Source organism: Longimicrobium sp. (assembly GCA_036387335.1).
Taxonomy (GTDB): domain Bacteria; phylum Gemmatimonadota; class Gemmatimonadetes; order Longimicrobiales; family Longimicrobiaceae; genus Longimicrobium.
Genome location: DASVTZ010000155.1, coordinates 1 through 14,758 on the forward strand (window position 1 = coordinate 1; position 14,758 = coordinate 14,758).

A 14,758-nucleotide genomic window follows, 5' to 3' on the forward strand; every position below is an offset into this window, starting at 1 on the left:
CCAGTACGCCACGCTCCTGCACACGGAACAGCGGTCGGGCATCACGTACGAGGAGCTGATGCGCTACTCCAGCGCCCAGTCCGCCGGCCGGCTGCAGCGAATCGTGAAGGCGAGAACGCAGACGCTGGAGGAAATCCGCGCGGCCCGGCCCGCGCGCTAGGCGCGGCGGGCACTCTTACGGGCGGCTCAGACGAGCCGCAGCTCTCTCAGTACGTACGATTCGAGGTCTCCGACCGTGCGGATCATCGACGCGCTCAGCACGTCCATGGGCTTCAGGGCAAACGCCTCCTCCACCGCGAAGGCCAGCTCCAGCAGCGCGAGGGAGTCGTATGCCAGATCCTCCACCAGCCGGGTGCCGGCTTCGCAGGCGCCCGGCTCCGGAGCCAGGCGGGCCACGATCGAACGTACACCGTCCCGCACCTTCTCCCGTTCCACTTCCATCGTGGCCAGGTCCCCTGCGTCAGGCAATCGCGTCCTCCGGGTGCCGGTCAGGTGCGGCGGTGAGGGTGCCTTCCACGAACGATTGCCACAGCGTGCGCCGCCTCGGCTTTCCGCTCGACGTGCGGGTGATGGTGCCTCTTGGCACGTTCAAACAGGTGACCCGGGCGCCTCCGGCCTGGCGCCTGAGAAGCGCGGCCGCGGAGCTTCGCCAATCGTGATCCGCATCCTCGCTCAGCAGGACCACGGTGGGCAATCCTTCGAGCACTCCCAGCAGCACCGCGACTTGCTGGCGGCCGGCGCCCATCTCCGCGAGGGCCGTTTCCAGATCCTCGCTGAACACCGCCTGCCCGCGCACTTTGATGCTGTCGCCCAGCCTGCCGATGACGAAGAGCTGGCCGTCGGCGATGAAGCCCGCGTCTCCCGTGCGCAGCTCCCCATCGGCCAGACGGGTGAGCGAGGCCGGAGCGTCGCCCGCCAATCCGCTGGCGAGCGACGCGCCTCGCACCACGATCTCGCCCACCCGCCCCTCGCCGACCGGGACGAGGTCCTCGTCCACGACCGACACGGACACGCCGTCGAGCGGCAACCCGCATCCGACCACCGCGGTTCCGTCCACCCCGGCTTCAGGGGGGCGGATGCGGCGCCCCAGGGCGAGCGAAGCGGAGTCGACGACCGTGGCCTGCCACCCTCTTCCCCGCGGCACGCCGGAGACGGCCAGCGTTGCTTCCGCGAGTCCGTACGCGGGAAGGAGCGCCTCCCGGCGCAGCCCGAAAGGGCCGAGCAGCGCATGGAACCGCTCCAGAGTGCCCGGTGAGATGCGCTCGGCGCCTACGACGATCCCTTCCACCCCTGAGAAGTCCATCCCCTCCAGCGCATCGGCCGGCACCCTGCGCGCGATGAGGTCCAGCGCAAAGGGTGGCGTAGCGCTCAACCGGGCTCCAAACGTTCCGAAGCACCGCAGGTAGCCGAGCGGGTCGCGGACGAACTGCTCCGGCCGCATAAGCCAGAGATCGGTCTCGTATACGACCGGAGCGATCATCCCTCCTACGAGCCCCATGTCGTGGTGCAGCGGGAGCCACGACGCCCACGCGCTGCCCGGGGCGATGCCGAGCCAGCGGCTGAGTGCCGCGGCGTTGGTCGTGAGTGCGGTGTGGGAGATGGAGACGGCGCGCGCCGCGCCGGTGCTGCCGGAGGTGAGCTGGAGGAGCGCGATCTCGTCTGCGCGTGCGCTCCAGGGGGTGAGCTCGCCACCCCGGCCGAACAGCGCCGGCAGCTCCACCACCGCGGAAGAACCCCCGCCGACGCTCTCGACCGCACCGGCAACCCCTTCGCCGGCCACGATCAGGGTGGGGCGCGTCGCGTCCAGAACGCGGGCCAGGTGCTCCCGGTAGCGGTCCAGCTCCTTGAAGATCATCGGCGGCGCGGCCGGCGACGGAGTAGCGCCGATGGCGAGCGCACCAAAGAAGGCCGCGATGAACTCGGGGCCCGTCTCGCCGATCAGCGTGACCACGTCTCCCGGCCGAACACCGTGCTGCGCCAGCCCATGGGCGGCCTCGCGCGTCATCATCCCTACCTGCTCGTAGGGGTAGAAGCGCCACTCCCCGTCCGCCTGGGCGAAACGGATTCCGCGATCCGCGGCCGGACGTTCCAACCAGCTCAGCAGCGGTTTGGTAGATCTCGGCAATGAAGGCCTGAAAGAGTCCGAGCGGGCCCTGCTCGTAGTCGCTATTCAAAGAAAGGCCAGCACCCGCGAAAGTCCGCGTCAGTGCTGGCCTTCTGTATAAGTAGCAGGGGGGGGGCTCGAACCCCCGACCTTACGATTATGAGTCGTACGCTCTAACCAGCTGAGCTACCCTGCCACTGCGAAGGGCCGGTCCGTGAGGACCGGCCCTCCGGTCGGGCATAGCGGGGGCGGGATTTGAACCCGCGACCTTCGGGTTATGAGCCCGACGAGCTACCAGGCTGCTCCACCCCGCGATCAGTGCACCCAATGTACCGTCGAAGGCCGCTACCGTCAAGGCCCCGCGGGCGCCTTCGCTGCCGAGTCCACGGGGACGAAGCGGTACAGCAGCTCGCCGTCGCGGATCATCCCGAACCGCTCCCGCGCGATGCGCTCCACCGCCGAATCCTGCCGCTCCAGCCGCACGGAAAGCTGGCGGAGCGAGTCCACCCCGGCGCGCGTAGCCGCGAGCTGCTCCTCGGCGGCGGCGCGCTCGCGGCGCAGGCGCACCAGGTCCCACGCGGAGTACTCGCCCCCCCAGAGGGCGTAGTATCCGGCCACCGCGAGCGCGCCTCCGGCCAGCAGGCGGCGCGCCGCGCGCGGGCTCAGCGCCACAGCGTCCTTCCGGGGTAGCGGGCGGCCGAGCCGAGCTCTTCCTCGATGCGGAGGAGCTGGTTGTACTTGGCCACGCGGTCCGTACGCGACGCGCTCCCCGTCTTGATCTGCCCCACCCCCGTCGCCACCGCCAGGTCGGCGATGAAGGTGTCTTCCGTCTCGCCCGAGCGGTGGCTCATGACGGCGCGGTAGCCGGCGCCGCGCGCCATCTCGATCGCCTCCAGCGTCTCGGTGAGGGTGCCGATCTGGTTGACCTTGATGAGGATACAGTTGGCGATCCCCTGCTCGATCCCCCGCGCCAGCCGCTCGGTGTTGGTCACGAAGAGGTCGTCGCCCACCAGCTGCGCCTTCTTGCCGATGGCGTCGGTCAGCAGCTTCCACCCATCCCAGTCGTTCTCGTCCAGCGCGTCCTCGATGGAGCGGATGGGGTAGCGCTCGGCCCACTCCGCGTAGAAGCTCACCATCTCCTGCGAGGTGCGGCGCTCGTTGGTCGACTTGTGGAAGACGTACGCGCCGTCGCGGTGGAGCTCGGATGCGGCCACGTCCAGCGCGAGCACCACGTCGTCGCCGGCGTGGTAGCCCGCCTGCTCGATGGCGGTGAGGATCACGTCGAGCGCTTCCTCGTTGCTCGCCAGGTCCGGCGCGAAGCCGCCCTCGTCGCCCACGCCGGTGGACTTCTTCTGGCTCGTGAGCACCTTCTTGAGCGCGTGGAAGATCTCCGTCCCCATGCGCAGCCCTTCGGAGAAGGAGTTGGCCCCCACCGGCATCACCATGAACTCCTGGAAGTCCACGTTGTTGGCCGCGTGCGCCCCGCCGTTGAGGATGTTCATCATCGGCACGGGAAGGACGTTGGCCAGCGGGCCGCCCAGGTAGCGGTAGAGCGGGAGTCGGCAGTCGGCCGCGGCGGCGCGGGCGGCGGCCAGCGAGACGGCGAGGAGCGCGTTGGCGCCCAGGCGGCCCTTGTTGGGCGTGTCGTCCAGCGCGATCATCGCGCGGTCGATCCCGGTCTGGTCGAAGGCGTCCATCCCGTGAAGCGCCTCGGCGATCTCGCCGTTCACGTTGGCGACGGCGCCGCGCACGCCCTTCCCCAGGTACCGCCCCTTGTCGCCGTCGCGCAGCTCCACGGCCTCGTGCTCGCCGGTAGACGCGCCGCTGGGCACCGCCGCGCGCCCGAACGCGCCCGAGGAAAGCACGACGTCGGCTTCGACGGTCGGATTGCCGCGCGAGTCGAGGATCTCCCGCGCGCGGATCTTCTGGATGGTCGCCATGGATGCCGGAAGTGGTTCTGCTGGAATGGTCTTTGGGAAGCGCGGCGGAACGTAGGGACGGAGGGGGAAGCTGTCAACGGAGGGCCCCCTCCCCCCGACCCCCTCCCCCGCCTGCGGGGGCGCAGGGCGGGTGAGGGGGAGAACTCCGTGTGCGATGCACAGATCCCGTAGGGGCGCGATTCATCGCGCCCGTGCCCGCCGCCACCCCGACGCCCGCACCGCACACCGATCCCCGGTAGGGGCAGACCTGCGTGTCTGCCCACCCTTTCCCCCACCGCGAACCCTGCGATTCGCACCCAAACCCCGTAGGGGCCGCCCCACGTGGCTGCCCGTGCCCGCCCCGGCACCGCCGCCCGCCTTATCGCGCCGGCTGCAGATCCAACGTTACCCCCGGCAACCCCAGATCGCTCTCCTCCGCAGGCGCTTCGCACAACGCGGACGGCAACGCATCGGCCACATCGCGCGGGATCAGGCCCCTGCCCCGCCCCGCGATCTCGGCGGCGCGGCCGGCGTGGAAGAGGGCCAGCGCGGCCGCATTGCGCGGCGCGGCGCCGACGGCGAGGAAGGCGCCGGCGACCCCGCTGAGCACGTCACCCATGCCGCCGGTGGCGATGCCGGAGTGGCCGGCGACGTTGACCAGCGTCGGAGCGCCCGCTTCCGCGACGAGCGAGGGGGCGCCCTTGAGGAGCACGGTGCAGCGGAATCGCTCGGCGGCTTCGGCGGCGGCGGCGAAAGGGTCGGCGGTAATGGCGGAGACGGGGCGGTCCAGGAGGCGTCCCATCTCGCCGGGGTGCGGCGTCAGGAGGAGCGGGCGCTCGACTTCGTCGCGGAGTGCGGGGTTCTTGGCGAGGAGGGTGAGAGCGTCGGCGTCGAGGAGGAGGGGCGCGGCGCCGCGGGCGAGGCGGCGCAGGAGAGCGAGCGAGCCCTCGTCGGTGCCCATTCCGGGACCCGCGACCACGGCATCGGCATCCGAGAAGTCGTCGGGGAGCGAGGCGCGATCGAGGAAGAGGGCTTCGGGGAGCGAGACCTGGATGATCGCGCGGTTGTCGTCCGGCGAGACCAGGATCGCGTAGCCGGCGCCCGCCCGCAGCGCACCCATCCCCGCCAGCACCGCCGCGCCCGCCATCCCCCGCCTCCCCGCCACGATCAGAACGCGCCCCATCCGCCCCTTGTGCGCGTTGGCCGGAACGGCGGGTAGGTGATGCGCGGCCCAGGCGGGGGTGATCAGCTCCGCGCCCGCGTCGGCCAGCGGCGCGAAGCCGATCTCCACCGCCACGATCCTCCCCGCGTGCTCGCGGCCGGGGAAGAGGAGGAGCCCGCGCTTGGGACCGCCAAAGGTGACGGTGACGGCGGCGCGGATCGCGGGTCCCGGCGCGGCGCCGGTGGTCAGGTCGATCCCCGAAGGACCATCCAGCGCCACCACGGGGACACCGCTGCGCCCGATCGCGTCAATGGCGGCGGCTTCGGGCTCGCGGGGAGCGCCGCGCGCGCCGGTGCCGAGCAGACCATCGACCACCACGGCGGCCCCGGCCAGCGCGGCGGACAGCTCGTCCGCGGGACGGATCTCCATCTCCCAGCCGTGCAGGAGCGAGAGGTCGGGCGGGCGCTTGCCCACGGAGATGGCCACCACCTCACGCCCCCACGCGCGCAGCGTGCGCGCGACGACCAGCGCATCGCCTCCGTTGTTGCCGGCGCCGACGACCGCGACGATCCGTCCCGCGGGGTAGAGACGCTGCACGATGGCGGCGGCGGAGCGGCCCGCAGATTCCATCAGCACCGCTTCGGCGATCCCCACCTGGCGGATGGAGAGCGCATCCCACGCGCGCATCTCGTCCGCGGCGAGCACGGGGATGCGCGCGCCGGTGAAGAATGGTGTGGGCATGTGTGAGGAGACGGGCGCTACTTGTAGCTCTGGCCGATGGTGCGGCCGAAGCTGATCTCGCCATTGTCGATGCGGATGTTGAAGCCGCACTCCGGGTTCGTGCAGACCCAGGCCTTGTAGGTGATCGGCGCGCCGTCGCGGCCGTAGTCCGACAGGGGAACCAGCAGACCTGCGTTGCACTTCTGGCACTGCGGATACTCGCGGACGTCCGTCATGGCGCACCCCCTCCCCTTGCGTTTACCCCCCACCTCGACCGGCGCCTGCCCCGCCCCTGCGGGACCCCAAAACGGCGCCGCAAGGCCTGTTCCAGGGCTACGACGCGGCCAGCAGGGGGCGGCAGGGACGCCAGGGGTAGTTGTTCTCGAAGGCTTCCGCGAAGCAGAACACCCCGTCGAACTCCCCGGGCGAGTCGCCGTCCTGCTTCACCAGGACGCCGCACTCCACCAGGGCGAAGACGATCTCGCCGAAGTCGCGCGTGCCGCGGATCCCCCAGAACTCCAGGACGTGGCGGGCCATGAGGCCGTATCTCTCCAGCGCCAGGTCGCGGCACCCCTCGGCCAGCTCGCGGCCGCTGATGTGGCGCGCCTCCCCCACCCGCTCGATGGTGAAGTGGAGGGCGGCGAGGACGAAGAGGTAAGCGGTGTCGTGGTACGCCGGGAATTGCTTCCGCAAGCGGTCCATGATGGGTTCCGCCAACACGGATCCCTCCATGCGCGACTCTCCCTCAGGGCGATGCCGTGCCGGACGCGGACGCGGCCGGCGGAACGGGCGGGGCTTCCCCGCACGGCGGCGGGCGGCGGTGGATGTGGCCGCCGTCCGCGGGAACGTCAGATGAATACGCCGCTCAACTGCCCGCGTTCCGAAAGAGCACGCGCTGTCCGACGGCGAGGGGTGCGACGGCGCCCGCGGTGGTTTCCGTAAGCTCTTCGCGGAGCGTGGCTTCCGCCCCCGCGGGGACGCTCATCTCCACCGTCCCCGCATCGCCCTCGGGGGCGTACCCGTGCTCCACCTCCGCGGCGCCGGCCCGCTCCAGCGCCGGCATCACCGCCGAGGTGTGCTCGTACGGATAGCGCAGCGCCAGGCGCACTGCGACCGTCCCCACGCGGCGCGGCGCAACGGCGAGCGCTTCCGCGGCGGCGTCCCCATAGGCGCGCACCAGTCCGCCCACGCCCAGCTTGGTGCCGCCGTAGTAGCGGGTGACGATCACGATGCAGTCCGTGACCCCCGCGCCGTCGATGGCGGCCAGGATCGGCGCGCCGGCGCTGCCGGAGGGCTCCCCCGCGTCGTTGGCGCGATGGACCTCGCCGCGCATCCTCCACGCGTTGCAGTGGTGCGTGGCGTCCCACATCTCGCGCTCCCTTGCCGCCAGGCGCGCGCGCGCCTCCGCCTCGTCCGCCGCCGGTGCCGCCAGGGCGAAAAAGGTGGAGCCTTTGACGCGGGTCTGGGCCGTGCCTTCGCCCGCCAAGGTCAGGAACGAGTCAGCATCCATAAAGAAAAGGCCTCACGCGGAGGCGCGGAGACGCGGAAGAGAAAAGAAGATAAAGCAGCCTCCTCCGCTGTTCTCTCTCCGCGTCTCCGCGCCTCCGCGTGAGACATGCAGTTCCGTGAAACAGGAAGCGCGCGAACCGTGGCTCGCGCGCTTCCTGAAAGATCAAACCTGGTGGGCTACAGCCAGGTGCGCGCGGCGAGGGCAACCACCAGCACGCCGAGCACGCTCATGAAGTCGAGGCGGAACACCACGGGACCGAGCGTGATGCCGAACGCCACCAGGTCCACCACCAGCGGCCCGAAGGCGGCCGATACGGACGTGGTGAAAAAGGTTCGCGCCGTGCTGTCCGGCGTGAAGCGGACGACCAGCTCCGAGAGGAGGGCTCCCAGGATCATCCCCATCAGCACCACCAGGAGCAGGCGCCCCGCGCGCCGGCGTGTCACCACGTTCATCTCACCTCTCCCCGACCCCCGTGAACGGTTGCACCACTCGGACCCCGCGCCCACGCTGGCAAATGCGGTGCCGTCAACGGCGCCGCTCCACCGCGTGGGCGATGCTCGCCCGCAGCGCGTCGAGCGCCGGACCCTCCGGCAGCCCCTCCAGCGCCTCCTCCGCGCGCGCCGCGCACTCCAGCGCCGCACTGCGCGCGTAGTCCAGCCCGCCGTGCGCCCCCACCAGCTCCACCACCCGCGCGATCTGCTCGTCCGTGGGCTCAGCGGCGCCAAAGAGCTCCTCCACCTCCGCCCTTTCGGCCGCGGAAAGGCGCGGCAGGATGGCGATCAGCGGGAGCGTAACTTTGTGCTCGCGCAGGTCCAGCCCGCTCGGCTTCCCCGTCTGCTCCGAGTCGGCCGTGTAGTCCAGCAGGTCGTCCGCGATCTGGAAGGCGAGCCCCAGCTCGCGCCCAAAGGTGCGCAGCTGCTCGCGGTGCTCCGGCGCGCCCGTAAGCGCGCCCAGCTCGCACGCGGCCGCCATCAGCGAGGCCGTCTTGCTGTCGATCAGCCGGTAGTAGTCCGCCTCGCCGAAGTCCAGCGCGTCGTGCGAGGAGAGCTGCCGCATCTCCCCCACCGTCATCGCGTTGGCCGCGTCGGCCAGCACGCGGATCGGCTCGATCTCGCCCAGCCGCGTGATCTCGGTGATGGAGCGCGAGTACAGGTAGTCGCCCATGATGATGGCGACCTGGTGGCTCCAGAGGGCGTTGACCGTGGGCATTCCGCGGCGCAGCACCGAGTGGTCCACCGCGTCGTCGTGCACCAGCGTGGCGAGGTGCACCAGCTCCACGATGGCCGCCAGCGTCTCCGCGCGCGCGGAGGGGCGCCCCTCCAGCTCGTCGCACAGCAGGAGGAGCCCCGGGCGGAAGAGCTTCCCGCGGATCTTGGCGAGGTACGCGTTGACCTCCTCCAGGGGAGCGAAGTCCGAGACGACGATGCGCCGGATCTCGTCCACCACGGCGTCGAGCCGTTCGCGGATGGGGGCCTGGACGTCGGAAAGGCGGGGCGGAGCCGTGCGCAGCGTCATGCCATGGGAGGCCTGGATTTACCTGCCGGAACGCGGCAACCTAACCGCGGCGCACGGTGGTGTCAAAAACCCGTCGCCCGCCCGGCGCCCCGCAGCGCATCCGCGCGCGCCGCCGCGTCGCGGAAGCGGATGTCCACCGAGAGGACGCGCTCGTACAGCTCCACCGCCTGCGCGGAGTTCCCCAGCGCCTCGTGGCTGCGGCCCAGGAGGTAGAGCACGCCCACCAGCTCCGCGTCGGCCACCTCCGGAAGCCGCAGTGCGCGCTCCAGCACGCGGCTCGCCACCGGGTACTGCCCCTTCTCCACGAAGCACTGCCCCAGCACCTCCAGCGTGGCCAGCGGGTTGGCCCCGCCGCGCAGCGCCACCTGGAACTCGGCGATGGCCTCGTCGATCAGCCCCATCTCCTTGAAGGCGAGCCCCAGGTCGTAGTGGCTGGAGGAGTCCTCCGCCTCGATGTTCTCCGCGACTTTCTGGCGGAAGTGGGCCAGCATGTCCGCGAAGTCGCGGTCCTCGTCCCCTGTGGGCTCCTTTTCTTCGACGATGAAGCGCGTGGTCGGTGCCCGCTCGTCCTCGTCGCCCAGGATGAGCGCGCCCAGGTCCACGTACTCGTTCGCGGGGGCGGATGGGGGCGGCGGAGGCGGGGGCGGAGGCGCGGCGGCCCTGGCGCGGCGCGCGGCGTCGTCCATCGCCTCCAGCGCCCCGCGGGCCTCGGGGTTGTACGCCTCTATCTCCAGCACGCGCCCGTAGACGGCGCGCGCCTTGTCCCGCGAGCCGCCCGTCTCGAAGAAGCGGGCGAGCGCCAGGTACCCGTCCACCATCGCCGAGCGGTCGCCGGACCGGAACGCGTACTCCACCCGCTTCTGCAGGAGGTGTCCCTCGCCGGGGTTGAGGCGGATGAGCTGCGAGATCGGCCCGACCGCTTCGCGAAAGAGCCCCTGCGCCGCGAGCGCCCGGTGCGCCTCGTCCAGGATGCGCGGCACCTCGTCGTGCGCGCCGCGCTCGTGGAGGAGGTCGATCAGCGCGTCGCGCGCCTCCGCGTCCTCGGGATTCGTCGCCACGCGCGAGCGGAGCTGCTCCAGCCTGTCGGGCGCGGGCGGCGCGGGCTCCGGCTCGAACGCCGGCAGCTCCACCGCGCCGAAGTCGCTCCCCACGTCCAGCATCGGGAGCGCATCCTCGTCCTCGTCGTCGATCAGCGGAAGTGGTTCGTCGTCCTCCTCGTCCGGCACCTGCAGGCTGACTTCGCCGTACGCGGCCGGATCCGGCGCCGCGTCGAAGTCGAGCAGGGGGAGGTCGTCCTCCTCCTCGCGCGGCTCTTCCTCCACCGGCGCGGGCGCGGCGTCGGGGCGGCTGAAGTCCATCGAGACCTCCAGCCCCTCGATCGACGGCAGCTCCACCGGCTCGTCGTCCCCGTCGATGGCCGCGCCGATCTCGAAGCCGGCGGGCGATTCGGGCGGCTCTGGAGCGGCGGGCCCGGCGACCCGGACCTTGCCGCCGTCGTACACGTCGAAGTCGTCGGACGCGGCCGCCTCGGTGGCCTGCGCCAGCGGCTCGATGCTGGCGAGTGCGTCGATCTCGCGGATCTGCGCGCGCACCGCATCCGCCGCCTCCTCGTCGCCGCGGCGGATGAGCGGGCCGAGCAGGGTGCGCAGCTGCACCACCGCCTCGTTGCGCTGGCCGTGCGCCAGGAGCTGGTCGGCGAGGAGGCGGCGGACCTCGGTGTCGTCGGGCGAGAGGTCCGCGAACTCCTTGAGTCCCTCGAACGACTCCTTGAGCTTCCCGGCGCGGCGCATCCGGTCCGCGTACTCCAGGAAGTTCTGGCGCGCGTCCGCCAGAAACCCCTTCGCCGCGCTGATCTGCCCCAGGCGCCGGTAGGTGTTGATGCGCCCCGGCACCAGCCGCAGGATCTTGCGGCAGAGCGCGATGGCGTTGTTGTACAGCCCCACCTCGACGTACGCGCTGACGGCCGCCTCGTACGCCTCCACCGCCCTGTCCGTCTCGTTGAGGCGGAGGTGCATGTCGCCGATGCGATTCCACAGGGCGATGTCGACCTCGCCGCCCTCGGGGCTCTCCAGGATCTGGCGGTACGCGCCGATGGCTTCGCGCCACTGGTCCCGCTGCTCATAGGCGCGAGCCTGGTCCCTCAGCTTTCCGATGTTCGCCATGAGCCCGGGGCGGGAGATTCCTGCTACGAAACGTGATACGTGCGACCGGCGAAGATAGCGCGCGGCGCAAGGGTTTGCCAACTGGCTCGGCCCGGCCCGGCCCGGCGACTGAAGTCGCGGCTACGACGGCACAAAGTCCGCCTTCGCGGACTCGCGGGCGAGATCCCGCCCGTATCCCCCGGTCCCTGCGCCGCACCCGTAGGGCGCGATTCATCGCGCCCACCCCTGACCTCCGCCTTCGACACAGATCCCGTAGGGGCCGCCCTACGTGGCTGCCCGTGCCATGCGATGCGCCGACGCCCGCATCCAGAAGCGAATGAATCCACGGTTGGAATCACACACCTCCGCCTCCGCGGACTCGAGGGCGAGATCCGCGATTGCCGAGTCGGCTTCAGCCGCCTTCCCGTAGTTCCAGCCGGGGGATTTATCCCCCGGCACTCCACGCGGCGCTTATGCCCGCCGCCCGGAGCCTGCGAAGGCAGGCTTCCCGCGGTCGTTGCAGCGGTTTCAACCGCCGGACTGCACCAGCTCCCCCCCCACCACCCGCACCCCCGCCTTCCACACCCCCTCCACCACCGGCGCCGCCAGCCGGTACGGGATCTCCCCCGCCGACCCGCAGCTCCAGAGCACCAGGTCGGCCGGGGCGCCGGGCGTGAGGGTCCCGCGGCCATCCGTGAGCTCGAGCGCCGCGGCACCGCCGGCGGTGGCGGCGCGGAGCGACTCGGCGGGCGACATCCCCATCCGCGAGCACGCGGCCGTCATCACGAAGGGGAGACTCGGTGTGGGCGAGGAGCCAGGATTGAAGTCCGTCGCCAGCGCCACGGTCGCGCCCGCATCCAGCAGCGCGCGGGCGGGGGCGAACTTGGGTCGGCCCAGGAAGAAGAGCGTCGCAGGGAGGAGCGTCGCCACCGTGCGCGACCCGGCCAGCGCCGCGATCCCCGCCTCCGACACGTCGCCTAGGTGGTCGGCGGATGCGGCGCCCAGCTCCACGGCCAGCTCGGCGCCGCCGCTCCCCTCCAGCTCGTCCGCGTGGATCTTGGGGCGCAGCCCGTGGTCGAGTCCCGCGCGCAGAATCCGCTCGCTCTGTGCGCGATCGAAGACGCCCGGCTCCATGAACACGTCGCAGAAGCGCGCCAGCTCCGCCTCCGCCACCGCCGGAATCATCTCCTCCACCAGCAGGTCCACGTAGGCGTCGCGCCGCTCGCGGTACTCCGGCGGCACCTCGTGAGCGCCGAGGAAGGTCGGGACCAGCTCGATCGGCTGCATGGACGCAAGGCGGCGGATCGCGCGCAGCGTCTTCAGCTCGTCCTCGGTGGACAAACCGTAGCCGCTCTTCACCTCGGCGGTCGTGATTCCGTTCGCCAGCAGGTCGCGCAGGCGCGGGAGGGCGAGCTCCACCAGCTCGTCCTCGCTGCGCGAGCGGAGGTCGCGCACCGATGCGTTGATCCCGCCGCCGCGCCGCGCGATCTCCATGTACGGCACGCCCTGACAGCGGAGCGCGTACTCCTCCGTGCGCCAGCGGCCGAAGACGGCGTGCGTATGCGAATCCACCAGCCCCGGCGTCAGCGTGCCCCCGGCGCAGTCCACCTCCGCCGCGCCGGGGTAGCGCGCGCGCAGCTCCGCCTCCGGGCCGACCTCCGCGATGCGCCCACCCGCCACCGCGACGGCCGCGCCTCGCACGGTGGCGGTGGGGTCCGCGTCCTCTGATTGGCGTGACGGCCCCGAGCAAACCGCGACCTCGGCGGCGCCGGTAAACAGGATGGTATCGAACGAACGGGTCATCGGCGCCCTGGCGAATACCGTTTGAGGAGGAGAAAAGAGCCTCACGCTGAGCCACAGAGAACAAAGGGCAAGAGCACGGAGACCGTCTCCGTTGTTCTTTCAGTGCCCCTCTGTGGCTCTGTGTGAGGCCATCTTCTCTGGCGCGCGTCGCTTGCGTCCGGACCCGAAATTGGCTGGGTTCTTGCTCGTGCGCCTCATCTCGACATACTGGCCCGGCCCCTCGCGCCGCGTCAACCAGCCCATCCCAACGTCCGGTGATCCATGGTCCAGGTTTCGACGACACCCCCTTCGGAACGCTATCCGGGGCGCCCCCCCGAGGGACGCGTCGTCGTCTTCGCGCCCACCCGCGCCGCCTGCGAGACCATCGAGCTAGGCGTGCAGCTCACCGGCGTCGAGACCATCATCAACCGCGAGCACGGCGGCGAGATCCGAGAGCTGGCGGCGGCCGGCTCGGGCTTCGGCATCGTCGCGGGCACGGGCACGGGGAAGACGCTCGCCATTCGTCCCATCGCCGAAGCGGTCGTCGGGCCCGATCTGCGCGTGGGTGTCGTCAACCGCGAGCGTGAGGCCACACCGGAGACGCCGACCTGGAACGTCGTCATCGTCACGACGGGCATCGCGCGGCGCTGGCTGCAGGACAACCTGATCGACCGCAACGACGTGGTGGTGGTCGACGAGATCCACCAGACCTCGGCCGAGCTGGAGCTGTGCCTGGCGCTCGCCAAGCGCGCCGGGTGCCGCTTCGTCTGGCTCTCCGCGACCGTCGATCCCACGTTCTACAAGGACTACCTCAGCTCCGCCGCCGTAATCGAAAGCTCCGCCTTCGATCCCGAGCGCGCGGCCACGGTGCGCGTCTCCAACACGCTGAATCCCGGCGCCTTCCTCGGCGACCGCTTCATGCGGCACGTGCGCAAGGAGAAGCGAGGCGTCGCCGTCTTCGTGCCCACGCGCGCAGGGACGGAGCAGGTGGTGAAGGCGGTGGCGGAGCGCTATCCGGAGATGCTCACCGAGTTCTACCACGGCGGCGAGCCCGTCGCGAAGCTGCGGCCGTTCCTGGAAGGCGAGGGCGCGCCGCACCCCTTCATCCTCTCCATGACCGCCGCCGGGCAGTCCGCCCTCAACATCCGCAGGCTGGACACGGTGGTCATCGAGGACGCGCAGTTCACCACGCTGGTGGAAAAGGGCCGCAGCGTGCTGACGCGCAAGCCGCTGGGGAACAACGAGATCCTGCAGATGGCGGGGCGCGTGCACGGGCGCGTGGAGAACGGCGAGGTGTGGATCCTCAGCGAGCGCGAGATCGACTTCGGCTCGCTGCGCCCCACCGCGCCCAACTTCCAGCTCGCCGGCGACCCCGAGCGCGTGGCGATGACGTGCGCCGACATGGGCGTCCGCGCGGACGAGCTGGACCTTCCCGTCCCCCTCGACCGCATCGCCTACCGCCGCGCGGTGGAGACGCTCACGAAGCGCGGCCTCATCGCCAACAACCGCCTCACGGACTATGGCCGCAAGGTCGAGGTCCTGCCGGTGGACCGCCCGTGGGGCGAGCTGCTGGTGCAGGCGGAGGAGCACATGGTGCCGCTGGTGGCCGCGATGGCCTCCATCGACTCGCTGCACCGCATGCTCCGCCAGCAGGACAACGACATCAGCCGCTACATCGTCCCCGGCAGCGACCACCTGACGGCGTACCGTATCTACCAGGACGCGCTGGTCACCTGCGGCACGCTGGGGCACGTATACGGCCTTCCGCGGCACGTCTTCGACGAGGAGGCGCTGGCCGCGTGGGCGGACGAGCGCGGCGTGCTGGTGAGGTCGATCGAGGATGCGGCGCTCGCCATCGCCTCCATCTTCCGCTCGCTCGACCTGGAGCTCCCGCGCAACCTCCCG

13 protein-coding genes and 2 tRNA genes are annotated in these 14,758 nt (G+C 71.2%); 1 reads left to right on the top strand and 14 read right to left on the bottom strand.

Translation table 11 applies throughout. The features are described 5' to 3' along the window. Positions 1-186 precede the first annotated feature (186 nt). The 14 genes from VF647_14975 to hutI all read right to left on the bottom strand — a co-directional run bounded on the left by VF647_14975 (position 187) and on the right by hutI (position 12,874). Positions 187-468, bottom strand: coding sequence for an acyl carrier protein (locus VF647_14975; GenBank protein ID HEX8453404.1), 282 nt, complete (start codon positions 466-468; stop codon positions 187-189). Further along, the gene (locus VF647_14980) at positions 461-2,092 is read right to left on the bottom strand and encodes an AMP-binding protein (GenBank protein HEX8453405.1); all 1,632 of its coding nucleotides are present in this window, start codon (positions 2,090-2,092) and stop codon (positions 461-463) included. The genes VF647_14975 and VF647_14980 overlap by 8 nt, the downstream gene beginning before the upstream one ends. Before the next feature lie 134 nt (positions 2,093-2,226). Continuing rightward, a tRNA-Met gene (locus VF647_14985) sits at positions 2,227-2,300 on the bottom strand. 44 nt (positions 2,301-2,344) lie between these two features. Further along, positions 2,345-2,418: transfer RNA gene (locus VF647_14990), tRNA-Met, on the bottom strand. Between the two features lie 37 nt (positions 2,419-2,455). Further along, entirely contained in the window at positions 2,456-2,776 is a 321-nt protein-coding gene (locus VF647_14995; protein HEX8453406.1) for a septum formation initiator family protein, read from the bottom strand. Further along, entirely contained in the window at positions 2,767-4,044 is a 1,278-nt protein-coding gene (gene eno / locus VF647_15000) for a phosphopyruvate hydratase (GenBank protein HEX8453407.1), read from the bottom strand. The genes VF647_14995 and eno overlap by 10 nt, the downstream gene beginning before the upstream one ends. 358 nt (positions 4,045-4,402) lie before the next feature. Next, complete coding sequence (locus VF647_15005; GenBank protein ID HEX8453408.1) at positions 4,403-5,926, bottom strand: NAD(P)H-hydrate dehydratase; 1,524 nt, start codon at positions 5,924-5,926, stop codon at positions 4,403-4,405. Positions 5,927-5,943: 17 nt separating this feature from the next. After that, positions 5,944-6,141, bottom strand: coding sequence for a hypothetical protein (locus VF647_15010; GenBank protein HEX8453409.1), 198 nt, complete (start codon positions 6,139-6,141; stop codon positions 5,944-5,946). 97 nt (positions 6,142-6,238) lie between these two features. Then, on the bottom strand, positions 6,239-6,607 hold the full coding sequence (locus tag VF647_15015; protein ID HEX8453410.1) for a Minf_1886 family protein: 369 nt from the start codon (positions 6,605-6,607) through the stop codon (positions 6,239-6,241). Positions 6,608-6,770: 163 nt separating this feature from the next. Next, a complete protein-coding gene (locus VF647_15020) occupies positions 6,771-7,415 on the bottom strand; it encodes a YigZ family protein (GenBank protein HEX8453411.1) in 645 nt (214 codons plus the stop codon). A gap of 176 nt (positions 7,416-7,591) precedes the next feature. Beyond that, positions 7,592-7,867, bottom strand: coding sequence for a hypothetical protein (locus tag VF647_15025; GenBank protein HEX8453412.1), 276 nt, complete (start codon positions 7,865-7,867; stop codon positions 7,592-7,594). 73 nt (positions 7,868-7,940) lie between these two features. Continuing rightward, positions 7,941-8,930, bottom strand: a complete 990-nt coding sequence (locus VF647_15030; protein ID HEX8453413.1) for a polyprenyl synthetase family protein — start codon at positions 8,928-8,930, stop codon at positions 7,941-7,943. A 62-nt stretch (positions 8,931-8,992) separates the two neighbouring features. Beyond that, positions 8,993-11,092 (bottom strand): tetratricopeptide repeat protein, encoded by a 2,100-nt coding sequence (locus VF647_15035; GenBank protein ID HEX8453414.1) that lies wholly within the window; start codon positions 11,090-11,092, stop codon positions 8,993-8,995. A 507-nt stretch (positions 11,093-11,599) separates the two neighbouring features. After that, positions 11,600-12,874, bottom strand: a complete 1,275-nt coding sequence (gene hutI / locus VF647_15040; GenBank protein HEX8453415.1) for an imidazolonepropionase — start codon at positions 12,872-12,874, stop codon at positions 11,600-11,602. Between the two features lie 261 nt (positions 12,875-13,135). Here hutI and VF647_15045 point away from each other — a divergent pair. Further along, on the top strand, positions 13,136-14,758 hold a 1,623-nt coding region (locus VF647_15045; protein ID HEX8453416.1), incomplete at its 3' end, for a hypothetical protein.